The sequence below is a fragment of the Nesterenkonia muleiensis genome (genome assembly GCF_003600155.1).
In the GTDB taxonomy this organism is placed as follows: domain Bacteria; phylum Actinomycetota; class Actinomycetes; order Actinomycetales; family Micrococcaceae; genus Nesterenkonia; species Nesterenkonia muleiensis.
In genome coordinates this window covers 22566-44989 of record NZ_QWLD01000035.1, presented here as the reverse complement: position 1 = coordinate 44989, position 22424 = coordinate 22566, and the positions used below count along the sequence as shown (strand labels likewise).

Below are 22424 nucleotides of genomic sequence, written 5' to 3'. Positions count from 1 at the left end.
CGGCCTCTCTAGAGGGTGATTTCGGGGATATCTAGGGTGCGGCGCTCGGCGGCCGACTGCAGGCCGAGTTCGGCCAGCTGCACACCGCGTGCGGCGGAGAGCAGCCCGAACCGGTGCTCACGCCCGGCGACGACGTCGGCGAGGAACTCCTCCCACTGCAGCTTGAACCCGTTGTCCAGCTCAGCGTTGGCCGGCACCTCGCTCCACTGATCGCGGAAGGACTCGGTGACCGGAAGGTCCGGGTTCCACACCGGCTTAGGTGTGTGGGCGCGCTGCTGAGCCACACACTTGTTCAGTCCGGCCACCGCGGAGCCGTGGGTCCCGTCAATCTGGAACTCGACCAGCTCGTCGCGGTAGACGCGCACCGCCCAGGAGGAGTTGATCTGAGCCACGACATCGTCACCCTCGGGGGTCTCCAGGTCAAAGATGCCGTATGCGGCGTCATCGGCGTCGGCAGCATAGGGCTTGCCATTCTCATCCCAGCGCTTCGGGATGTGGGTGGCGGTCCGGGAGGTCACGGTTTTGACCTTGCCGATGATGCCTTCCAGGACATAGTTCCAGTGGCAGTACATATCCGTGGTCATAGAGCCGCCGTCGGCGAGGCGGTAGTTCCAGGAGGGGCGTTGGGCCGGCTGGACCTCGCCCTCGAAGACCCAGTAGCCGAACTCGCCGCGCAGCGAGAGGATGCGCCCGAAGAAGCCTTCGTCCACTAGGCGGCGCAGCTTGACCAGGCCGGGAAGATAGAGCTTGTCATGGACTACTCCGGCGGTGATCCCGACGTTCTTGGCCTGACGTGCAAGGTCAACGGCCTCCTGCAGGGTTTCAGCAGTGGGCTTCTCGGTGAAGACGTGCTTTCCTGAGGCGATCGCCTTGGAGAGGGTCTGGTAGCGCAGGGAGGTCATGGAGGCGTCGAAGACGATGTCGATTCCCGGATCATTGAGCTGACCTTCCAGATCAGTGGTGTAGTGCTCGACGTCGTGCTTGGCTGCGAGTTCCTTGATCTTGGCCTCGTTGCGGCCGATGAGCACTGGCTCCACGGTGACCTTGGACCCGTCGGGAAGGGTGATGCCTCCCTGGTCACGGATGGGAAGAATGGAGCGCAGCAGGTGTTGGCGGTATCCCATGCGGCCGGTGATGCCGTTCATGGCGATGCGCAGAGTGCGGGACTCAGACATTGGGTCTCCTTGTGGAAGTCAGCGGGAATACGCTTTCCACGCTAATATTAGGCGAAACGCTGTGTCAACTGTCACAGTGGCGGGATCAGTAGAAAACGGAGGTGTCATGGCTGTCAGGCTGGCAGAGGTGGCCGAGGCTGCGGGGGTCTCTCAGGCGACGGCCTCCCGTGTGCTCAACGGCTCGAACCGGCGTCCCGCGCCAGAGGTGGCAGACAAGGTGCGCGCCGCTGCGGAACGTCTGGGATACGTTCCCAATGCCCAAGCCCAGGCGCTGGTGCGCGCCAGTGCGCGACTGATCGGTCTAGTGGTTCATGATATCGCCGACCCCTACTTCTCCTCCATCGCTCGCGGTGCACAGCGCGGATTGGCCGGCTCGGGTATTCAGCTCATGCTGGCCTCGACAGAGCGAGCCGCGGAGGCTGAAGTGGAGGCGGTCCGCTCGTTCATGTCATATAGGACAGACGCCATACTCCTTGCTGGGTCCAGGGGATTCGGCGACGACGTCCTCTTGGAGAGGCTCCTGCAGGCCTATCGGGGCAACGGTGGGCGGGTGGCCATGATCGGTCAGCCCCTGGCCAGTGCGGGCGGGGTGCAGATCGACAACGAAGGTAGTGCCGCGGCTCTGGCCGATGAACTGTTGAGACTCGGTCACCGCCGGTTCGCTGTGCTCTCGGGGGAGCCCGAGTTGCAGACCGCCTCTCAACGGGCTGCGGGATTCCTGGCCACGCTCAAGAGCGCAGGCGTGATGCCTGAGGTGGTGAGCCAGGGCGCTTTTACTCGTGAAGGCGGCTACCGGATGATGGTCGACCTGCTGGCCTCAGGTGTGAGCGGCGAGGAGCGGAAGCTCTGCGTGTTCTGTGTCAATGATGTCATGGCTTTGGGCGCGTTGGCGGCCCTGCGTGAAGCCGGGCTTAGTGTTCCGGAGGACGTGGCGCTGGCCGGATTCGACGACATCCCTACGCTGGCGGATCAGTACCCCACCATTTCCACTGTGAGGCTTCCACTGGAAGAGATCGGCCGGATGAGTGTGGAAATGATGCTTGGTAACAGCGACGCCAGCCACCGTGTGGTGGTGGAGGGAGCCGTTGTTCTGCGTCAGAGCACGCGGCTGAGCTGACGGTACAGCAGGTTCTGACACCGGGTGGTGTTGAGGGCTCAGGTGCTTGCTGTCCTCGGTAGCGCATCCCCGCCGCTGGCTCTGACGGCCACCTCGATCAAGGGCAGTGCTGGGAATGCTCGCTCTGCTGAGCCCGTGTTGTCGGTGCGCCCCAAGAAGCGCAGGACTAGGGCGTCGAGCGGTCCGCGCAATGGTTCATGTGGCCGGGGAAGTGTGTTGCCCACGCTCCTGCCTGATTAGGGGAGATGGGGTCTGGGTATCAAGCGATAGCACGTTGGCATCACAGAAGTGAATCGATTTATTTACTGGACCACGATGCTGGCGTAGCGTGATACGTGTCACAGTCAGGTGGGCGCGATGAATCACGTCTGCACCGGCTATCACTAGTACCGAGGGAGTCGCGATGAAAAGAATAGGCAGAAATGGGGCAGCGATCAGCGCCGTCGTCAGCGTGGGGCTGCTGGTCACAGCATGCGGGGGTGAACAACAGTCAGAGGCCACGGAGGAGAACCCTGTGGAGCTGCGTTTCGCCTGGTGGGGTTCTGACCATCGCAGCGCTAACACTGAGGCCATTATCGAAGCTTTCGAAGCTGAGCATTCACACATCACCGTCTCTGGTGAATGGGCTGACTGGAACGGTTACCAGGATCAGCTCGCCACCCAGGTGGCTTCCCGGGACGCCCCGGACATCGTGCAGCTAGACGATGAGTTCATTCGCGAATATGCAGACCGCGGGGCGCTGCTGGAACTCACCGATGTGGACCTCTCAGGCGTCGACGAGACCATTGTGGAAGGCGGTCAGGCCGAAGGCGTGCAGTATGGCGTGCCCACCGGAGTCAATGCACTGGTCATGATGGCCAACCCGGAGCTGTTCGACGAGGCCGGCGTGGACCTGCCCGATGACACCACGTGGACTTGGGATGACTTCTCTGAAATCGGCGAATCTATTCACGAACAGACCGGAGCCTACGGGACAAATAATCCGATCACCCAGACTCTGATGGTGTGGTTGCGCCAGCATGACAAGCACCTTTTCACCGAAGAGGGTGAACTGGGCATGGATGAACAGGACGCTGAGGAGTACTTGGAGTTCCTCATGGATCTAATCGAGGTCGGGGCCCTGCCCAGCCCATCAGAGATGGCCGAAGAGGAGTCCGCCGCCATGGAGGACTCCCTGATCGGCACCGGTCGCGCGGCAATGGGCATGTCATGGACAAACCAGCTGCCCGCCCTCACCGAAGCCTCCGGCGTAGAGCTGGTACCCCTGCGGTTCCCCAGCCACACCGGCCAGGCAGAGGACAACGGACTGTGGTTTAAGAACACCATGCTGGTCGGCGCCACCGCCCAGACAGACCACCCGGAAGAGGCTCAGCTTTTCATCGACTTCATGATCAATTCCGAGGAGGCCGGCCTGGAGAACATGATGGACCGTGGACTGCCTTCCAACGCGGAAGTCCGCGACGCGGTGGTCGCCGAAGTGGAGGGCCAGGACCTGGTGGCTGCCGAACTGATCGAGGACTTGGACGGAGAGATCACCGAGGCTGAACCCATGCTGCCGGTCGGATTCACTGGCATATCAGACGCTGTCAGTCGGAGAAGCCAGGATGTGTTCTTTGATAGGGCTACGCCCACCGAAGCGGCAGAGGCCTTGATCCAGGAGATCGAATCCATTCTCAGCAATTGAGGAGAAGACCCATGAACAGAGCCCTCAGAAGGAAGGCGATCATTTCCGCTGCAGCCGCGGCGAGTCTAGTGCTTACTGCCTGCGGAGGAGCAGGCCAGCAGGAGGCATCAACCCAGGAGCCGGTGGAGCTGCGCTTTGCCTTCTGGGGGTCTGACACCCGGGTGCAGAACACGCAACGGATTATCGACGAGTTCAATACCGAACACCCGGACATCGACGTCGAAATCGAATACAGTGACTGGGGCGGGTTCTGGGACCAGCTCAACACTCAGATCGCCGGGGGAACTCCGCCGGATATCTTCCAGATGGATGCCCCCTACCTGCGCGAATACGGGGAACGGGGCTCGCTGCTCGACCTCTCGGGCGTAGACCTCGCTCATATTCCCGAAGAGATCGTGGAATCAGGAACCATCGACGGTGAGTACTACGGTCTGGCCTCCGGGGTGAACGCCGTTGCTGTGGTGGCCAACCCGCGGCTTTTCGACGAGGCCGGGGTGGAGATGCCCGATGACACTACCTGGACCTGGGATGACTGGGCGCAAACGGCCCTGGAGATCGCCGAGGAGCTTGACGGCGTCTACGGCTCCAGCGGTATTCAGCAGCCGCAGTTGATCCAGGCATGGTTGCGCCAGCAAGGACTGTTCTTCAACGATGACCAGGGACAGCTGGGATTCGGCCAGGAGGATCTTGAGGAGTTCTTCGAATGGGTGGATGAACTTCACGCCGACGGTGTCATCCCTCCGGCAGCGGTCATGGTCGAAGAGGAATCAGCCAGCCAAGACCAGTCCCTGGAGGCCACTGGCCAGGCGGCTATGGCCTTCACCTGGACGAACCTGCTGGGCGCACTGACTGATGCCGGCGGGGAGGACCTGACTCTATTGCGCTTACCCAGCTCCACCGGCACCGCGGAGGATGCCCAACAGTGGTACAACACCGGGATGGTCGCGGCGTCCTCGGCTACTGAGCATCCTGAGGAAGTCACCACATTCTTGGACTTTTTCGTTAATGATGAACGCTCCGCGTTGATCAACATGACAGACAGGGGTCTCTCCGCCAACACAGAGATCCGCGGCACGCTGATGGAGGAGATGGATGAGGCCAACCAGGAAGCAGCAGACTTCATCACCACCATCGAGAGCGAACTGGGGCCGCCTGAGCCCGTTCCGGCCACAGGGTTCGGCAACGTGGCTGACATCATGGGGCGGTACCAACAGCAGATCCTCTTCGAGCAGTTGAGTCCGCAGGACGCCGCTGAGGCGGCGTACCCCGAGCTGGAGAGCGAAATCGGAGGTTGAGGGGCCGACCCGGCGGGCCGGTATGAATCGAGGACAGTGACACGAGATAGCGGAAGGACCCCGATGCCGAAGACCGAAAGCATCCTCAACCGGCTACGCGCGGGTTTCCAGCACCCGGACCCCTCGGCGCGGGTGCTGATGCGTTGGTGGTGGTTCGGCCCGCAAGTGCACCGGGATGACCTGGTCCGTGACCTCGACAGGATGGTCCAGGTCGGTATTGGAGGTGTGGAATGCGCTTTTGTCTATCCGATGAGCGCTGACAGCGACCGGTTCCTCTCAGACGCCTTCCTAGCCGACCTCCGGTTCGCCGCCCAAGCCGCCCAGGACCGTGATCTGCGCTTCGATGTGACCCTGGGCTCCGGCTGGCCCTACGGCGGGCCACACATTGACGCCACTACCGCCTCCCGCCGCATTCACTGGGAAACAGAGGAGGTGCTGATCGGCCCACAGCGTATGCCCTTGCCGAAGGCTTGGCCGTATGATGAGTTCATCGCCGCATACATCGGTGAGGGCACACGCGCCGATGTGCCCCAGGAGTTCTGCGAGCTACAGACAGAATTCGTCGATGGCGTCCGTCACATCCTCATCCCACAGGGCAGAGGACCCCGGCTGATGCTCATTGCGGTCTCCCGGCCCACTGGACAGACCGTGAAAAGAGCGGCAGCAGGAGCCGAGGGGTGGGTTCTGGATCACTTTAGCCGCGCCGCCACCGAGGCCCACCTGGCTGCGGTGGCCGAACCTCTGGTGGAAGCCGCAGGAGGTGACCGAATCGGCACTGTGTTCTGCGACAGCCTTGAGGTCTACGACGCCGACTGGACCCCCGGTATGGCCGAAGAGTTCGCCGCGCGACGGGGCTATGACGTCATTCCGCAGCTGTGGAAGCTCACCCGCGCCGATGCGGCCGGCAGCGGCGTCAGGGCTGATTACTACCGCACCCTGACGGAACTGCTGGAGGAAAACTTCATTACCGTGGTGGCGCAATGGGCCCGTGCGAAAGGCCTGCGGTTGCGCATACAGGGCTATGGGGAGCCACCGGCCACTATCAGCTCCTACCGGCACGCACACGCGTTCGAGGGGGAGGGCTGGGGGTGGGATACGGTGACGGCCTGCCGGTGGGCCAGTTCGGCCGCGCAGATCTACGGTGAGCAGGTCGTCTCCTCCGAGACTTGGACGTGGGTACATTCGCCGTCGTTCCGTGCCACGCCCCTGGATATTCTGGGTGAGGCGCATGACCACCTGCTGATGGGCGTCAACCACTTCGTAGGACACGGATGGCCGGCCTCGGCGCGGCCCGTTGAGCAGGATGGGGGCAGCCCTACCGAACTGGGCCGGATCTTCTATGCCTCCGGGGCCCTGGACGACCGCAATGCGTGGTGGGCTGCGGCTCCCTCACTCTGGGGCACTCTGCACCGGCTCTGTTGGATCATGAGGCAGGGGCACCGGCTCTCCCAGGTGGGGATCTATGTACCGGCGCGAGATGTGTATGCAGGGTTCGTCGGTGCCGGACGCCATGACCTGTTCAAAGAGTTCAAGCAGTACATCGGTGAAGAGCTGCCCCGTGCGGTGCGGACTGCCGGCTATGACTTCGACCTTTTCGACGACGACGCCGTCTGCGCACTCGATCCACGGCGGTTTCCCGTGGTGGTGATTCCATGGGCACAGGACCTGCCGCAACGTACCCGTGAGTGGCTGGTAGAGGTGATCGATGCAGGCGGCGAGGTACTGGACTTGGGAGCCAGTGCGCAGATCGGCAGTGCGCTGAATGATCCCACGGCGGTGACCGGCCATCTTCCCGGCAACGCCGGAATACAGCTGACTACCTTCGATCCCCACACGGGCGAACAACGGCCGAATCAGGGCGTGGCGGTCACCTCCCGAGAGGTGAGGGAAGACCCTGGGGACGACGTGGTGCGTGTTCACTTTGTAGCCAACACTCAGGACGCTTCGACTCAGGTGCTGCTGGGGGTTCCGGGACGGTCCGGCGGGATGCACCCGGTAGTTCTGGAGCGCTGGGACGCTGAGTCCGGAAGGTTGCTAGGCGCGGTGACCGGACCCGAGATGACCGTGACTTTGGACGCCTATGAAGCCGCAGTGCTGGTGGAACGCGCTGACACACACGCACGGGGGTGGGACAAGGATGATCGACCTGCTGCGGCCCGCTACGAAGCGCCTGCCGGGAGCGCCTCCGATGCCGAGGTGAACGCGCTTGAAGGCTGGACGGTGCAATTCCCGGATGAATCCGCGCCGCGCCCAGTGGCACTGCCGCATCAGTGGGAGAACGAACCGGGCCGAGGTCACTATTCCGGAGAAGCGGTCTATACGGTTGCCTTCCGTGTGCCGTCAGGGGCCCGCTCCGTGGAGCTGGACCTGGGGGTCGTGGAGCCGCATCAGCCGGAGGACCCGCAGGCTGTGGGTCTCATGGAGGCATCCTTCAGTGCCGCGGTGCGCACCCCGGTGGGTTCTGTGGCAGGTGTGGAAGTGGACGGTCAGCAGATCGGGTTCCTGTGGAAGACCCCGTACCGGATCGACCTCACCGACTGGGTGGCCCAAGGAAGGGATCATGTGCTGCGACTTACCGTGGCGAACGTGACCAGTCACCGACTGGCGGTGGACCAAGGGATTCCACAAATGGTGGCTGAGGCCGAAGCGGCCTTCGGGCGCAGGTTCGGGATTCAGGCCGTGGAGTTGGCGATGGCGGATGTGGCCTCCGGATTGCTGGCAGTTCCGCAGCTGCGCTGGATGACCAGGGGTGAGCAGGAGAATCGGTGATCAGACCCATATTTGGGTATCGCTCAGGGATAGGTAATGCCTCTAGGGTATCAACGCATGTTGAAGTGACACCGGGAAATGGCGGTTTTTTCATTGACCAGGCTTGAGTTAGCTCAATAGAGTCAGGGTCATTGCTCCAGAGTGAACTGAGTCACACCAGCTGACTTTTGGAGCAGGTCGCCCCCGCCCTTGATGTGGTTTGCACCACTCGCTCAAAGAAGAGGACCCTTGATGAATGCCAAACGACTCACGACGCTCTCCGCCGCGACGATGGCAGGAGCGCTCTTGCTGACCAGCTGCGGCGGTGGCGCAGATGCTGGCTCCGAGACTGACGACGCGAACGGCAACAGCCAGGTCGACCTGCGCTTCTCCTGGTGGGGCTCCGACGCCCGCCACCAGGCGACCCAAGAGATCATCGATGCCTTCGAGGAAGAACACCCCAACATTTCGGTCTCCCCCGAATATGGTGACTGGGACGGTTACTGGGACCAGCTGGCGACCCAGGCCGCCGGCGGCGGTGCCCCTGACATCATCCAGATGGATGACAAGTACCTGCGTGAATATGCCGATCGCGGAGCCCTGCTGGAACTCAGTGACGTTGACGTCTCCGAGTTCGACGAGGATTCGGTGGACAATGGCCGCACCGAAGAGGGCTTGTTCGGCGTCACGACCGGGATCAACGCCCTCGCACTGGTCGCAAACCCCGCGATCTTCGATGAAGCCGGGGTAGAGATGCCCGACGACACCACCTGGACCTGGGACGAGTTCGCCGAGCTCACCATCGAGATCAGTGCAAACCACGATTCTGCCTTCGGTACCAATGATCCGAATGAGCCCGGCGGATTCCAGATCTGGTTGCGTCAGCAGGGCAAGCACTTCACCACCGATGAGGGTGAGCTCGGCTTTGACGTCGACGACGCCGTGGAGTACTTCGAGTACTACCTCGATCTGATGGGCGATGGCATGCCCACTGCTTCGCAGATTTCTGAGAATCAGAGCGCAGGTCCCGACCAGTCTCTGATGGGTACCGGTCAGGTGGCACTCGCGCCGTGGTGGACCAACCAGCTGCCGGGCCTAAGCGCCGCCTCAGGCGAAGAGCTTGAGCTGCTGAGGTTCCCCAGCGTTTCCGGCAACGCTGAGGAGAACGGCATGTGGTACAAATCCTCCATGCTGCTCTCCGCCTCAGCGGGAACGGACCATCCGGAAGAGGTTCAGACCTTCATCGACTGGTTCGTCAACTCCGAGGAGGCTGGCCAGATCAACCAGATGGACCGCGGCCTTCCCGGCAACAACTCCGTCCGTGAGTCGATCAGCTCAGATCTGGAGCCGGCTGATGAGCGGGTGGCGGAATTCATCGCCGAGATCGAGGCCGAGGTCGGCGCACAGGCTGCTGAGCCGGTTCCAGCACTGGGCTTCTCCGCTCTGCAGGAGATCCTCTACCGCTATGAGATCGACGTCTTCTTCGAGAACCAGACTCCGGAGGACGCCGCTGAGCGTATGATCAGCGAAATGGAGAGCGAAATCCAATAGCTACCTCCAGTGCATGAGCGTCTGACAGCGCAGGCTGCATCAGCGGGGCGTCACCTGAGAGATCAGGGGTGCCCCGCTTTGTGCTGCTGCGGGACGCGCCGGTATGCATGGCCGCACAATACGGCTCGATGGACACGCATGATGAGAATTAGCTAGCGTGTGTATTTGTTGATATATGTTGAATTCTGTGAAAAAAATGATGATCGCCGTCGAGCGCCGCGCGCGCATCACTGAGCACATTAGCGCTCACGGTGCTGCCAGCGTCTCCGACCTGGTCGCCCTCTTCGGGGTCTCCGATATGACCATTCGCCGGGATCTGGACGCCCTGGCCGCAGAGGGGACGGCGGTGAAGGTCCATGGAGGTGCGATCGTCCCGGCCGGGCGCCGTGCGGCGGAGCCGGGTTTCGACGCGAAACTCGCGCAGATGCGTGCCCAAAAGCTGGCGGTGGCCACGGCGGCAGCCGTCATGGTCCAGCCGCGGATGTCCGTCGGGCTATCTGGGGGTACCACTGCCGCAGCTGTGGCAGAGATGCTCCTGTCGGTACCGCAGTTGACTGTGGTCACCAACTCGGTGCGGGTCTCCGATCAGTTTCAAAGCCACCCTCGACCGGACCGTACCGTCATCCTCACCGGTGGCATCCGTACCCCCTCTGATGCGCTGGTGGGCCCGGTGGCCGAGGCCGCATTGCGGAACCTGCACACCGACATAGCCTTCATCGGCGCCCACGGGATCTCCGAGCATGCCGGATGCACCACGCCTCAAGTGCTGGAAGCTTCCACCAACCGGGCGCTGATGGCTGTGGCAGAGAAGACTGCCGTGGTCTCCGACAGCAGCAAGTGGGGGGTGGTCGGCGTCGTCGGGTTCGCAGATCTGGAAGAGATCGACGCTCTGATCATCGACAGCGGACTCCCCTCACATGCCCAGCGTGAACTCAATGACCGGGTCGGAAGGCTGCAGATGGTGGACTGCCCACCCGTAGCTGAGGCCTCTACTGACAGTGGCGGGGAAGTCCACCAGTCCGGGAGGGCAACCGAGCCGCCCTCCGAAAGGAAGAGAGTGTGAACAGAACCAGGGCGCAGTTGGCTGATGGTCGCGAGATATTCTTCTACGACGACGAGCCACGCACGCGCCAGGTAAGTGATCAGCGGGAGATTGCGCGGCAGCCCGGAGACACGCAGCTGCGCTTCGACCCGCTGCTGCGCGAATGGGTAGCTGTGGCCTCTGGCCGGCAGCAGCGCACCCACCTCCCGAGCGCTGACAAGTGTCCGCTGTGCCCCTCCAGTGATGGCCGTGCCACTGAGATTCCGCAGCCAGACTATGACGTGGTGGTCTTTGAGAACCGCTTCCCCTCCTTTTCCGGTGGTGGCGGTCTCCCCGAACCGGCTGAGGACATTGTGCAGCTCACCAGTGCTGAACCCGGCGGCATGGGTGGCGTTAGGCGTGAGGGCGCTGGACGGTGTGAGGTGGTCTGCTTCGCCGCAGATCATGTCAGCTCCCTGGCGCAGCAGACCCCTCGCAGGATGCGCACGGTGATCGATGCCTGGGCCGACCGCACTGAGGCGCTGATGGCCTCAGGGGATGTCGACCAGGTCTACTGCTTTGAGAACCGTGGTGAAGAGATCGGTGTGACGCTGCATCATCCCCACGGCCAAATCTATGGTTATCCCTTCGTCACTCCACGGACCAGCCGGATGCTCTCTTCCTCCGCCGCTTACCGGTCTCGGCAGGGGGCGGATCTGTTCGAGGACATTCTCGAGGCGGAACGCGCAGCACAGGAGCGCATCGTTGCCAGCACGGAGCACTGGACGGCTTTCGTGCCAGAATGGGCGCGCTGGCCTGTGGAAATCTGTGTCTACCCGCACCGCGGGGTGCGAGTCTTACCGGAGCTCACCGATGCCGAGCGCGGCGACTTTGCTGCTCTCTACTTGGAGCTTTTGGGCAAAGGGGACCGGGTCTTCGCCATGAACCTTCCCTATATCTCCGGCTGGCAGCAGGCACCGGCTTCCGCCGAGGGCACCGATTTCCGGCTGCACTTACAGCTGTTCTCCATCCGCAGGGCCGAGAACAAGCTCAAATACCTGGCCGGCTCGGAGTCCGGCATGGGTGTGTTCATCAACGACATCCCGCCGGAGCAGATGGCCCAGCGGCTGCGGGAGGCCTGATGCGCACGCCAGACCTCTCCGCAGCCGGAGACGTAGAGCAGAAAAGGGCCCAAAGTCTCTCTGATGATTATGTGCAGAGGTTCGGCCGGCAACCACAGGGGATCTGGGTAGCACCGGGGCGGGTGAACCTCATCGGAGAGCACACCGACTACAACGACGGTCTGGTGATGCCCTTCGCCCTGCCGCATTCGGCCATGGTGGCCGCCGCCAGCTCCACAACGGACCGGGTGCGGGTGCACTCGGTGAATCTGGGACAGACTGTGGAGGTTCCGCTGAGGGGGCTGGCCCCGGGATCGGTCACCGGATGGGCGGCCTATCCCGCTGCCGTGGTGTGGTCCTTGGGTCAGGCCGGATATTCGGTCGGCGGAGCCGATCTAGTGCTGGAGAGCACGGTGCCCCAAGGCGCGGGGCTATCCTCCTCCGCTGCGCTTGAGTGCGCGGTGGCGGTGGCGTTGACCGAGCTCTTCGGCCATGCTGTGGACCCGCTGGAGCTGGCGGAGATCGCTCAGCATGCTGAGAACGCCTATGTGGGAATGCCCTGCGGCGTGATGGACCAGATGGTGTCCATGCTGGGGAAGAAGAACCATGTGGTGCAGTTCGATGTGCGTGCACGCCGGGCCACCTTGGTGCCCTTCCGTGCTCAAGACGCGGCGATTCTGGTGGTTGACACCCAGGCTCCTCACCGCCTAGTAGACGGTGAATATGCCGCACGCCGGCAGCAGTGTAAAGCCGCCGCCCACGCGCTGGGAGTAAGCAGTCTTCGTGAGCTTCAGGATGCCGGCCCCCGGCTTCCTGAGCTGCTGGGCTCGCTGGATGACGTGGTGCTGCGCCGTCGTGCCCGGCACGTCGCAACGGAGAACCAACGGGTGGTCGCCGTCGCTGAGGCGCTGGCCCGGGGGAATCTGCGCTCTGTGGGAGAACACATGAACGCTTCTCATGCTTCACTACGCGAGGACTACGAGGTGACTGTGGAGGAGACCGAACTTGCCCAGCAGGTCCTGGCCGATGGCGGAGCCTATGGCGCTCGCATCACCGGTGCAGGATTCGGAGGGTGTGTGATCGGGCTGGTTCCTGAGCCAGAGGCAGAGCGTCTAGCTCAGGAGCTTGGGCGAGCCTTTGCGGAGGCGGGGTTCCGGCGACCATCTGCGTTCACCGCAGTGCCGGCTCAGGGGGCATGTAGAGTCAGGTGAGATCATGGCAGTGGCGGGCGAGATGGCGAATGCCTCATCGAGGTTCGCAGCAGTGGGAAGCTGTCAGCCCGGTGAAGGGGACGCAGGAGGATTGAGGAAAAGATGACCTTTGGGGCAGCCGATGGGATGGTCGCTGATGCCGTCAGTATGGTGTTGGTGGGAGTGATGTGGGTCCTGAGCCTGGCCGTGCTCGCTGGAGTGGCATATGTGATGGGTAAGTGGTTGCGTAACCGCGAGGAGCGTCGGAAGCGTCCCGCGGTGCCGCAGGATTTCCAGCCCGCGATGAGCCGCACAACCATGCGCAGTGTGAAGAAGGCTCAGCGCCGCAGCGATAACGCCAGTGATCTGGACGGCTACGTCTGAGCTGATTTACCGCAGTGCGAGCCCTGTGTGACTGTGTTGCCGGTGATCTGGGCCTGTGCGAGCTCTGCAATGCCCCCGCCGAATGTCAGTAGGTGTGATTCTTGACACGTGTGCCGGAATGCGCTTACCGTTTAGGCATGAAATTGAAACGATTTATCTCGATGGTGGCATTCACCTGTGTCGGCGCTTTGGCACTGTCCGCCTGTGGAGGAGCAGATGCCGACGATGGCCAGGTGACGCTGAGCTTCACCTGGTGGGGCTCCGACACTCGGCATCAGGCCACAGAGGAGATCATCGAGCTCTTCGAGGAGGAGAACCCCGGCATCACCATCGAGCCCTCCTACAGCGACTGGGACAGTTACTGGGACCAGCTGGCCACCCAGACCGCCGGCGGCACCCCGCCGGACATCATTCAGATGGATGACAATTATCTCCGCGAATATTCTCAGCGCGGGGCGCTGCTGGAACTCACCGACGTCGATGTCTCAGCTCTGGACGAGGAGTCAGTGGAGAATGGCCGCACCGAGAATGAGGGACTGGTGGGCATCACCACCGGTGTCAACGCGATGGTGATGATGGCCAACCCGGACATTTTCGAAGAAGCCGGCCTCGAACTGCCCGACGACACCACCTGGACCTGGGAGGACTACCGGGAGATCACTACTCAGATCAGTGACGATGTGGAGGGGGTTTATGGCGCGACCGGACCCGCCGCCCCGGCCGATCTACAGATTTGGCTGCGTCAGCAAGGCAAGCACCTCACCACCCAGGACAGCGAACTGGGTTTTGAGGTCCGTGACGCCGAGGAATACCTCGAGCATCTATATCACCTGATGGAATCAGGCGGATACCCGTCCGCGTCGGTGATTGCCGAGGATCAGACGCCGGGTCCGGATGAATCGATGACCGGTTCTAACGAGGTCGCCATGGGCATGTGGTGGACCAACCAGCTGCCGGCGATCTCCGGGGCATCGGGAACTGAGACCGTTCCGCTTCGTATGCCATCTCATTCAGGCAGCGCCGAGGAGAACGGCATGTGGTACAAATCCACCATGTTGTTGTCGGTCAGCTCGCAGACCGAACACCCCGAAGAGGCCCAGCAGTTCATCGATTTCATGGTCAACTCAGAGGAGACGGGGCTGCTCAACGGTACTGACCGCGGACTGCCCTCCAACCCCGAGGTGCGCGACGCCGTGTTCGACCAGCTGGAAGGTCCGGACCTGACAGCCTCAGAATTCATCGAAGAGATCGAACCGGAGATCGCAGCCCAGCCCATTGAGCCGGTGCCCGCCATGGGCTTCTCCGCGATGCAAGAGATTCTCCAGCGCTACGAGTTGCAGGTATTCTTCGGTGACCTCAGCCCAGCAGAGGCGGCAGAACGCATGGTCGCAGAGATGGAGCAGGAGCTCGAGGCGCCCTGATGCAGTGGCCCCACCAGGTTCCCGGTCTCGCATACGGCGGGGACTACAACCCCGAACAGTGGCCACAGGCCACACGCGAAGAAGACGCGCGTCTGATGCGCGAGGCCGGGGTGAACCTGGTCAGCGTGGGAATCTTCTCCTGGGCCATGCTCGAACCCCGGGAGGGGGAATATGACTGGTCCTGGTTGGACCAGACCATGGACCGCCTCCATGCCCATCAGGTTCAGGTCGCCCTGGCCACAGCGACTGCCTCGCCCCCGCCCTGGCTCACGCACAAGCATCCCGAGATCCTCCCTCAGACAGCCGAGGGGACCACACTGTGGCCGGGGTCGCGGCAGGCATACTCGGTCTCCTCCCGGGTGTTCAGGGACTATGCGCTGAGAATGACACAGGCGGTGGCTGAACGGTATGCCGGTCACTCGGCACTGGCGCTGTGGCATGTGGACAACGAGATCGGCTGCCACAATAGCCACGACTTCAGCGACGACGCCGCGCGTGCCTTCCGGCGCTGGCTGGAGAAACGGTACGGATCCGTGGAGGAACTCAACCGGGCGTGGGGAACGGCCTTTTGGTCCCAGCGTTACAGCAGCTTCGAACAGATCCTGCCCCCGCGCGCGGCACCGATGTTCGTCAACCCGACCCAGCAGCTGGACTTCCACCGGTACTCCTCGGACGAGTTGCTCTCCTATTTCCTGGAGATAAAAGCGACCCTCCGGGAGATCACACCGGATGTTCCGGTCACCACTAACTTGATGTGTACCACTCGGTCCAAGAACATGGACTACTTCGCTTGGGCCCCGGAGATGGATGTCATCGCCACAGACCACTACACGATCGCCGATGATCCGCTGCGCCATATAGAGCTGTCCTTCAGCGCTGACCTGACTAGAGGTGTTGCCGCAGGGGAGCCCTGGATGCTGATGGAGCACTCCACCTCCGCGGTGAATTGGCAGTTGCGCAACCGGTCCAAGAGTCCTGCGGAGATGATTCGCGACTCCCTGGCCCATGTGGCTCGCGGCGCCGACGCCGTCATGTTTTTCCAGTGGCGGCAAGCCCAGGCGGGGGCCGAGAAGTACCACTCGGCCATGGTGCCCCACGCAGGCACCGACTCCGAGGTGTGGCGCACCACGGTCCGGCTCGGTGAAATGCTGCAGCAGCTCGCCCCGGTGCGTGGCAGCAGGGTGAGCTCGCCGGTGGCGTTGCTGTTCGACTACCAGGCGTGGTGGGCCGCCGAACTGGATTCTCACCCGGTCAATGAGCTGTCTTATCCCGATGAGGTGATGCGTTGGTACCGAGCGTTGTGGAAGGCTGGAGTCACGGTCGACGTCGTACACCCCGGCACCGTCCTCAGCGGGTACCGCGCCGTGGTCGTGCCGTGCCTTTATATGGTGACCGATCACGATGCCGCAGCCATCCACGCTGTTGCCGAACAGGGCGCCTCGGTGCTAGTGAGCTATTTCAGCGGCATCGTGGACGTAGATGATCAGGTGCGGCTCGGTGGGTACCCCGGTGCTTTCACGCAGTTGCTGGGGGTGCGCAGCGAGGAGTTCTGGCCTCTGCAGCGCGGGGAGGAGTGCAGGCTCGACGACGGCAGCGTGGCTCGGTGCTGGAGCGAGAAGACCCAGGTGCCAGATTCAGGGGAGGGTGAGGCTGCGCAGGTTGTCACCAGCTATGCCGAAGGTCCGCTGACCGGAAGCCCGGCGGTTACCCGCCGCACTGTGGGGCGCGGAGCCGGCTGGTACGTCGGCACTCAGCTCGACGATGCCGCGACCTCCTCACTCATGGAGAAGCTTCTTCTTGAGGCGGGTATCAGCGCCGAACTGCCCTCAGCGCCACGGGGCGTGGAGGTGGTGCGGCGCCGCGGGGCCAGCTCAACGGGTTCGGAGGTGACCTTCCTATTCGTGCTGAACCACACTGAGGCTGAGGTGGAGGTGGAGGCTTCTGGGCGGGAGCTGTTGAGCGATCGCGCTGTGACCGGCCAGCTGACCCTTGCGGCGGGCGAGGTGGCCGTGGTGCGCGAACACGCCTAAGGCGTGTCAGACACCCACACCGGCGTTTCATTGCCCGCGACAGAACGGCCGGGGCGTCAGCCTTGAGAGTCCAGAACCCCGTTCACGCGTCGGTTCAGCTGCCATGGGTTCTCCGGCTGCAGAGCCTGGGGAAGAAGGCCTTCAGGCGCATTCTGGTATGCCACCGGGCGGAGGAAGCGCTCTATCGCCAGGGCGCCGACGCTGGTGGTGCGGACGTCTGAGGTGGCCGGGAATGGCCCGCCGTGAACCATGGCGTGGTTGACCTCCACGCCGGTGGGCCAGCCATTGAAGAGAATGCGCCCCACTTTTTCCTCTAATTGGGGAATCAGGGCTGCAGCTTTGCTGTGGTCCTCCGGCGTGCAATGGATGGTCGCCGTCAGCTGGCCCTCCAGGTGGGAGACAGCTTCGGTCAGGTCGCTGAGGGATTCGTAGCGAATCACCAGCGACGCCGCGCCGAAGACCTCTTCATGGAGTACCGGGTTGCCGGTGAAATGATGCAGCTCCGCCTGCAGGATGACAGGGGCAGGAGCATTGCGGGTGCTGCCTGGTGCACCGCGTCCTACCACTTCCACGCCAGTCTGAGCGGACAACTGCTCCACTCCGGCATTCCAGGAATCGGCGATGGACCGGGTCAGCATGGTCTGCCCAATGGTGGCAGAGACCGTCTCGGACACCTTCGCGAGGAACTCGTCACCCTGGGCGCCGCGGGGCACGAAGGCCAGGCCCGGCGCTGTGCACAGTTGGCCGGAGGATCCGGTGACTGAGGCCACGTAGGCTGCGGCGAGGTCGGAGAGCCCGCTCTCATCGATATCCAGGGCTCCGTCCAGGAGGAACACCGGGTTGATCGAGCTCATCTCCGCATAGACCGGGATCGGGGCGGTGCGCGCTGCTGCGGCGACCATCAGGGAGGTGCCCGCCATGCGGGAGCCGGTGAATCCGACAGCCTTGATGGCTGGGTCAGTGGCCAGCGCCTGGCCGATGGAAGCGCCGGGCCCGTAGATCAGGCTGAACACTCCAGGGTGCAGGCCGACCTGACCCACAGCATTGGTGATGGCTTTCCCCACGATCTCCGAGGTGCCGGGATGAGCGTTGTGGGCCTTGAAGACCACCGGACAGCCGGCTGCGAGGGCAGAGGCGGTATCCCCACCAGCGACAGAGAATGCCAGCGGAAAGTTGGAGGCGCCAAAGACGGCTACCGGACCCACGGGAATCTTTCGTTGGCGCACATCCGGGCGCGGCATGGGCTTGCGGTCCGGCTGAGCCGGGTCGATGCGCACACCCCGGTGGTCACCGGCCCGGACCACGGAGGCGAAGAGCCTCAGCTGGTTGGCGGTACGGCCCCGCTCCATGGTCACACGTGCCTCCGGGAGGCCGGTCTCAGCCTGGACACGGTTGCTGAGCTCTTCACCGGCAGCCTCTATATTCTCCGCGATCGACTCCAGAAGCGCCGCATGGGTCTGTGGGTCCAGAGCGGCGAAGGAGGCCGCGGCCTCTGCGGCAGCTGTGGTGGCCTGTTTCAGCTGCGCCTCATCGATCAAGGTATAGGCAGGCTCCAGTGGTTCGTCGCTAGCAGGATTCCATCCGTTGACGGTCCGGCCTGTACCGGTGACCTGCTCTCCGGCAATGATCGAATGCCCTGAAAGGTGCAGTGCTGTAGAGGTCTGCGGGGTCATGTTCGGCTCCTTGGTGATAGTCGGTGCCTGCTCAGAGATTCAGACGGCGGCGGGTGCGGCGGACTCTGCGCGCGGACGGATGCCGGCCGCGTCGATCAGAGCGCTGAGATCCTGGATGTCTACAGCGGTAAGATCCTGTAGGGGCGGGCGCACAGGGCCCGCGTCACGGCCTACGGCTTTCAGCCCGCCCTTGACGATCGAGACGCCGTAGCCTTTCACTCTATCCCTGATCTCCAGGTAGGGCAGGACGAACCGGTTGAGCTTCTCTGTGACCGCGGTGCGGTCCAGGCGGCGCACATCCGCGTAGAACTCCAGGGCGAACTCCGGAACGAAGTTGTACATCGCCGAGGAATAGGTGCTCATGCCCAGCTGCAGCATAGGTAGGGCGAAGGTCTCCGCAGTGGGCAGCCCACCCAAGTAGAACAGCCGATCCCCCGCGGTGGCCACAACACGGGTCACCGCTTCGATGTCTCCGGTGGCGTCTTTGAACCCGATGAAGTTCGGATGCTTCTCAGCCAGCCGGGCTACCGTCTCCGCAGAGTAGATGGCGTTACCCCGGTTGTAGACGATGACACCGATGCTGGTGGCTGAGCAGACGGCGTCCACATGTGCCATCAGTCCCGTTTGGTCACATTCGGTGAGGTAGGGCGGCAGCAGCAGCAAGCCCTCGCAGCCGGCGGCCTCTGCGGCCTTGGCGTTCTGCACGGCCTGATGGGTGGATCCTCCGGCTGAGCCTAGGACGGGAATCACACCGCTGGCCTCCTGCACTGCCATGGTGATGACCTGGGTATTCTCCTCCGGGCTCAAGCTGAAACCCTCGCCGGTACCACCGGCAGCGAACAGACCGGCTGCGCCCTGACGGGCCTGCCAGTGCAGATGCTCTCGGTAAGCCTGTTCGTCCACGCGTAGGTCTGCAGTGAAGGCAGTCACGGGAAAGGAGAGCAGACCATCCTTCAGATGGGTGGCAAGTTCTTGAGGCGTGTACTGAGGCACCGGGGCATCCTGACTATGGGGTCTGATCACTGCGGTTCACAGCGAGGGTCTCCGCGCTGCCGCGCGTGGTCGTCATCACTCTAAAGGGGACGAATGATGCCTGTCCAAGCCATTCTTTGGATTCATTTATGCTTTTGGTGCATCGAATGTGGAGTTCTTGGCGACGGCATCGAGTAATACGTGCACCGCGGGATTCCGCTGCCCCCGGCGCCAGATCGCGTGGAGTTCCACAGCGTGGTCCGCGGATGCTGGCAGCTGGAGGTGACGGACCCCTTCGATGCCCAGCCGGGAAGCTGATTCGGGGACAAAGGCAACGCCACGGCCGGCGGCCACCAGGGACACCGTGGTGACGATCTGGCTGACGGTATGAGCCACGTTGCCGTGTTGGATGGGTGCATGACGGATCGCCAGGTCATAAAAGTAGCGTGCGCTCAGCGGGGAGTACATGATCAGCGGCATGCCGGAAAGATCCTTGCCCTCGATGGGCCGCTCGAGTTCGGTCAAGGGGTGCCTCTCCGGAGCCACCAGGCGCAGGGCTTCAGTCTGCAGCAGCCGCGAGGAGAAGTGCTTATGATCCACCGGAGGGCGCGCCAGGGCAATGTCGAGTTCCCCGGCGCTGAGTGCAGCCAGCTGCTCGCGAGTGACCATTTCCCGTAGGTCGATGTCGACGTCAGGCAAAGCGTCTTCCACCACCGCCAGTAACTGACCCAGAATGCTGAATCCCGAGGCTGCGGTGAATCCGATGCGCAGCAGGCCTGCCTGCCCCCTCGCCACGCGACGAGCAGTGATGGGGGCCTGTTCCGCTGAGCCCAGGAGGCTGCGAGCGTCTTCGAGGAAGGCGGTGCCGGCGATGGTCAGGACGACCTTCCGGTTGTCCCGTTCGAAGAGCCTTACGCCCACGGCTTTCTCTAGTTTCTGTATCTGGCGGCTCAGGGGTGGCTGCGTCATATTCAGCCGCTGCGCGGCGCGCCCGAAATGGAGCTCCTCGGCCACGGCAATGAAACTGCGAATCTGGTCCAGGGTAAACATCATGCACTCCGGGCATCAGTGAGGGGCAAAGGGCGGGTTTTTATGCATCCTAGCTTGGAGTGTCTCTCATCACATGATTTAGAGGTGATCGGAGAGCATTCGACGCCGAGAGTTGGTGAGGTGGACTCGGGCGGCGGCAGCAGCCCCGGCGGAGTCTGCTTCGGTGACCGCTGAGAGGATGTCGCGGTGCTCCTGTGTGGCCATCTCATGGTGCCGCGCGGCCGCGTCACTGTTGTCTGTGCGGAGGCGGGGGCTGGGCATGGCGATCATGACCGGGCCCAGGGTCTCCACTGCGTCGAGCAGATAGGTGTTGCCGCAGGCTGCGGCGACACTGCGGTGAAAGGCGAAATCGTGGCGCATAGCAGATGCCGGGTTCGTGACGGCTGCGGAGAAGGCTTCACATTCGGCTTCCAATGCCGCCTGCTGCTGGGTTGTGACCGCACCGGAGCTCACAGCCAGTGCGGCCAGAGCCGCTGCCTCCGGTTCTAGCGCGAGGCGGTACTGCAGAAGATCCAGTCGGTCATTTAGAGTGCGTATCGGCCGGGCTCCCCGCGGCGCCGTCGTCCTGGGAGGAGTGAGGGCGAAGCTGCCCAGGCCCCGGCGCGTGCTGATGAGACCCTCGGCGTGGAGCCTGCCCAGGGCCTCGCGCACTACCGTCCGGCTGACGCGGTGCTCGGCCATGAGCGCTGATTCACTGGGCAGCTTCTCTCCTGCCGGAATGCGCGCGGAGGCGATCTTCTCACGGAGGTGCTCTGCCAGGGCGTCGCTGCGGCGCGGTGTTCTCACCCCGTCAACTCTATGGAGTCGGTGGTCCAGGTGCGCGCCTGCTCACTGAGGGAAATCCCTAGACCCGGCCGGTCAGAGAGGTGCATGCGGCCATCAGCGATCTCGAGCCGTTCATTGAAGAGCGGATCCAGCCAGTCGAAGTGCTCCACCCAGGGTTCGCGCGGGTAGGCGGCGGTGAGGTGAAGGTGAATCTCCATGGCGAAGTGCGGCGCCACGTCCAGTCCAGCGGTGTGAGCCAATGTCGCAAGCCGGAGGAACTGGGTGATGCCGCCGACCCGTGGCGCATCGGGCTGGATGATGTCACAAGCACGCGTGGCGATCAGGCGTTCGTGCTCTGCCACTGAGGCCAGCATCTCACCAGTGGCGATAGGCGTATCCAGCGTGGCGGCCAAGGCTGCGTGACCCTCGGCGTCGTAGGCGTCCAGCGGCTCCTCGATCCAGGTCAGCTCGAACTCCTCCAGAGCCCGGCCCATGCGCAGTCCGGTGGCGCGGTCCCATTGCTGGTTGGCGTCCACCATCAGCGGAACCTCCGGCCCCAGATGCTCCCGCATGGCCCGCACCCGGCGGAGATCCTCCGCCGAGTCCGGCAGGCCGACCTTGATCTTGATGCCTTCGATGCCAGCGGCCAGGGACTCGGTGGCGCGGTCTTTGACCTCGTCGATAGAGGCGTGAAGAAACCCGCCGGAGGTGTTATAGGTGCGTACGGAGTTCCGGTGTGCACCCAGCAGTTTGGCTAGCGGCAAGCCTGCCCGCTTGGCCTTAAGGTCCCACAGGGCCACGTCGATGGCGGCCAGTGCTTGGGTGGCCACACCCGAACGCCCCACAGAAGCACCTGCCCATAGAAGCTTATCGTAGATCTTGCCGATATCACTGGGGTCCTCAAGGAGGAGACCTTCGCCCACCTCTTTGGCGTGAGCGTACTGGGCCGGTCCTCCGGCGCGCTTGGAGTAGGAGAACCCCAGCCCCTCGTGGCCTTGCATAGTGGTGATCTCTGCAAAGAGAAAGACGACTTCGGTCATGGGCTTCTGGCGGCCGGTGAAGACCTTCGCATCGGAAATGGCGGTGGTCAGGGGGAGAGTAGCAGTGGAGAGGCGTACCTGGCGAATGGCGTCAGAGTGGCGAGTCATGAAGGTTATCGTACAGGTTGACTGCTTGTAGAATAAGTGCTCTTTTGGTATCGCATGATCCTTCTCGAGCCAGGGGGCG

17 protein-coding genes are annotated in these 22424 nt (G+C 63.1%); 11 read left to right on the top strand and 6 right to left on the bottom strand.

Annotation, left to right across the window (positions count from 1 at the left end; translation table 11 throughout):
- Positions 1-8 precede the first annotated feature (8 nt).
- The gene (locus DVO78_RS09330; RefSeq protein WP_120004547.1) at positions 9-1175 is read right to left on the bottom strand and encodes a Gfo/Idh/MocA family protein; all 1167 of its coding nucleotides are present in this window, start codon (positions 1173-1175) and stop codon (positions 9-11) included.
- Between the two features lie 106 nt (positions 1176-1281).
- Between DVO78_RS09330 and DVO78_RS09325 the strand changes: the two genes are divergently transcribed.
- The 11 genes from DVO78_RS09325 to DVO78_RS09275 all read left to right on the top strand — a co-directional run bounded on the left by DVO78_RS09325 (position 1282) and on the right by DVO78_RS09275 (position 16737).
- A complete protein-coding gene (locus tag DVO78_RS09325) occupies positions 1282-2292 on the top strand; it encodes a LacI family DNA-binding transcriptional regulator (protein WP_120004546.1) in 1011 nt (336 codons plus the stop codon).
- A gap of 403 nt (positions 2293-2695) precedes the next feature.
- A complete protein-coding gene (locus DVO78_RS09320) occupies positions 2696-3976 on the top strand; it encodes an ABC transporter substrate-binding protein (RefSeq protein ID WP_120004545.1) in 1281 nt (426 codons plus the stop codon).
- An 11-nt stretch (positions 3977-3987) separates the two neighbouring features.
- Positions 3988-5271, top strand: coding sequence for an ABC transporter substrate-binding protein (locus tag DVO78_RS09315; protein ID WP_120004544.1), 1284 nt, complete (start codon positions 3988-3990; stop codon positions 5269-5271).
- A gap of 63 nt (positions 5272-5334) precedes the next feature.
- Entirely contained in the window at positions 5335-8040 is a 2706-nt protein-coding gene (locus DVO78_RS09310) for a glycosyl hydrolase (protein WP_120004543.1), read from the top strand.
- Between the two features lie 231 nt (positions 8041-8271).
- Complete coding sequence (locus DVO78_RS09305) at positions 8272-9570, top strand: ABC transporter substrate-binding protein (protein ID WP_202912143.1); 1299 nt, start codon at positions 8272-8274, stop codon at positions 9568-9570.
- A 196-nt stretch (positions 9571-9766) separates the two neighbouring features.
- On the top strand, positions 9767-10633 hold the full coding sequence (locus tag DVO78_RS09300; protein WP_202912142.1) for a DeoR/GlpR family DNA-binding transcription regulator: 867 nt from the start codon (positions 9767-9769) through the stop codon (positions 10631-10633).
- Positions 10630-11733, top strand: a complete 1104-nt coding sequence (gene galT / locus DVO78_RS09295) for a galactose-1-phosphate uridylyltransferase (RefSeq protein ID WP_120004541.1) — start codon at positions 10630-10632, stop codon at positions 11731-11733. The genes DVO78_RS09300 and galT overlap by 4 nt, the downstream gene beginning before the upstream one ends.
- Positions 11733-12923 carry a galactokinase gene (galK, locus tag DVO78_RS09290; RefSeq protein WP_120004540.1) on the top strand — a complete coding sequence of 397 codons (1191 nt, stop codon included), beginning with the start codon at positions 11733-11735 and terminating at the stop codon, positions 12921-12923. The genes galT and galK overlap by 1 nt, the downstream gene beginning before the upstream one ends.
- A 102-nt stretch (positions 12924-13025) precedes the next feature.
- Complete coding sequence (locus DVO78_RS09285; RefSeq protein WP_120004539.1) at positions 13026-13286, top strand: hypothetical protein; 261 nt, start codon at positions 13026-13028, stop codon at positions 13284-13286.
- 137 nt (positions 13287-13423) lie between these two features.
- Positions 13424-14707, top strand: coding sequence for an ABC transporter substrate-binding protein (locus DVO78_RS09280; RefSeq protein WP_120004538.1), 1284 nt, complete (start codon positions 13424-13426; stop codon positions 14705-14707).
- The gene (locus tag DVO78_RS09275) at positions 14707-16737 is read left to right on the top strand and encodes a beta-galactosidase (protein ID WP_120004537.1); all 2031 of its coding nucleotides are present in this window, start codon (positions 14707-14709) and stop codon (positions 16735-16737) included. Before DVO78_RS09280 ends, DVO78_RS09275 begins: the two co-directional genes overlap by 1 nt.
- A 56-nt stretch (positions 16738-16793) precedes the next feature.
- Here the strand turns inward: DVO78_RS09275 and DVO78_RS09270 are convergent, their stop codons facing one another.
- From DVO78_RS09270 to DVO78_RS09250, 5 genes are all read right to left on the bottom strand, one after another.
- The gene (locus tag DVO78_RS09270; protein WP_238385227.1) at positions 16794-18410 is read right to left on the bottom strand and encodes an aldehyde dehydrogenase (NADP(+)); all 1617 of its coding nucleotides are present in this window, start codon (positions 18408-18410) and stop codon (positions 16794-16796) included.
- Between the two features lie 39 nt (positions 18411-18449).
- Positions 18450-19403, bottom strand: coding sequence for a 5-dehydro-4-deoxyglucarate dehydratase (gene kdgD / locus DVO78_RS09265; RefSeq protein ID WP_120004536.1), 954 nt, complete (start codon positions 19401-19403; stop codon positions 18450-18452).
- Between the two features lie 126 nt (positions 19404-19529).
- The gene (locus DVO78_RS09260; RefSeq protein WP_120004535.1) at positions 19530-20432 is read right to left on the bottom strand and encodes a LysR family transcriptional regulator; all 903 of its coding nucleotides are present in this window, start codon (positions 20430-20432) and stop codon (positions 19530-19532) included.
- 78 nt (positions 20433-20510) lie between these two features.
- Positions 20511-21218 carry a FadR/GntR family transcriptional regulator gene (locus tag DVO78_RS09255; protein ID WP_238385226.1) on the bottom strand — a complete coding sequence of 236 codons (708 nt, stop codon included), beginning with the start codon at positions 21216-21218 and terminating at the stop codon, positions 20511-20513.
- The gene (locus tag DVO78_RS09250) at positions 21215-22345 is read right to left on the bottom strand and encodes an L-talarate/galactarate dehydratase (protein WP_120004534.1); all 1131 of its coding nucleotides are present in this window, start codon (positions 22343-22345) and stop codon (positions 21215-21217) included. Before DVO78_RS09250 ends, DVO78_RS09255 begins: the two co-directional genes overlap by 4 nt.
- Between the last annotated feature and the right edge of the window lie 79 nt (positions 22346-22424).

Bases quoted from the DNA above. Each gene is read 5' to 3' on its own strand.
- DVO78_RS09330 (WP_120004547.1), bottom strand. From the start codon at position 1,175: ATGTCTGAGTCCCGCACTCTGCGCATCGCCATGAACGGCATCACCGGC.
- DVO78_RS09325 (WP_120004546.1), top strand. From the start codon at position 1,282: ATGGCTGTCAGGCTGGCAGAGGTGGCCGAGGCTGCGGGGGTCTCTCAG.
- DVO78_RS09320 (WP_120004545.1), top strand. From the start codon at position 2,696: ATGAAAAGAATAGGCAGAAATGGGGCAGCGATCAGCGCCGTCGTCAGC.
- DVO78_RS09315 (WP_120004544.1), top strand. From the start codon at position 3,988: ATGAACAGAGCCCTCAGAAGGAAGGCGATCATTTCCGCTGCAGCCGCG.
- DVO78_RS09310 (WP_120004543.1), top strand. From the start codon at position 5,335: ATGCCGAAGACCGAAAGCATCCTCAACCGGCTACGCGCGGGTTTCCAG.
- DVO78_RS09305 (WP_202912143.1), top strand. From the start codon at position 8,272: ATGAATGCCAAACGACTCACGACGCTCTCCGCCGCGACGATGGCAGGA.
- DVO78_RS09300 (WP_202912142.1), top strand. From the start codon at position 9,767: ATGATGATCGCCGTCGAGCGCCGCGCGCGCATCACTGAGCACATTAGC.
- galK (WP_120004540.1), top strand. From the start codon at position 11,733: ATGCGCACGCCAGACCTCTCCGCAGCCGGAGACGTAGAGCAGAAAAGG.
- DVO78_RS09285 (WP_120004539.1), top strand. From the start codon at position 13,026: ATGACCTTTGGGGCAGCCGATGGGATGGTCGCTGATGCCGTCAGTATG.
- DVO78_RS09280 (WP_120004538.1), top strand. From the start codon at position 13,424: ATGAAATTGAAACGATTTATCTCGATGGTGGCATTCACCTGTGTCGGC.
- DVO78_RS09275 (WP_120004537.1), top strand. From the start codon at position 14,707: ATGCAGTGGCCCCACCAGGTTCCCGGTCTCGCATACGGCGGGGACTAC.
- DVO78_RS09270 (WP_238385227.1), bottom strand. From the start codon at position 18,410: ATGACCCCGCAGACCTCTACAGCACTGCACCTTTCAGGGCATTCGATC.
- DVO78_RS09260 (WP_120004535.1), bottom strand. From the start codon at position 20,432: ATGTTTACCCTGGACCAGATTCGCAGTTTCATTGCCGTGGCCGAGGAG.
- DVO78_RS09250 (WP_120004534.1), bottom strand. From the start codon at position 22,345: ATGACTCGCCACTCTGACGCCATTCGCCAGGTACGCCTCTCCACTGCT.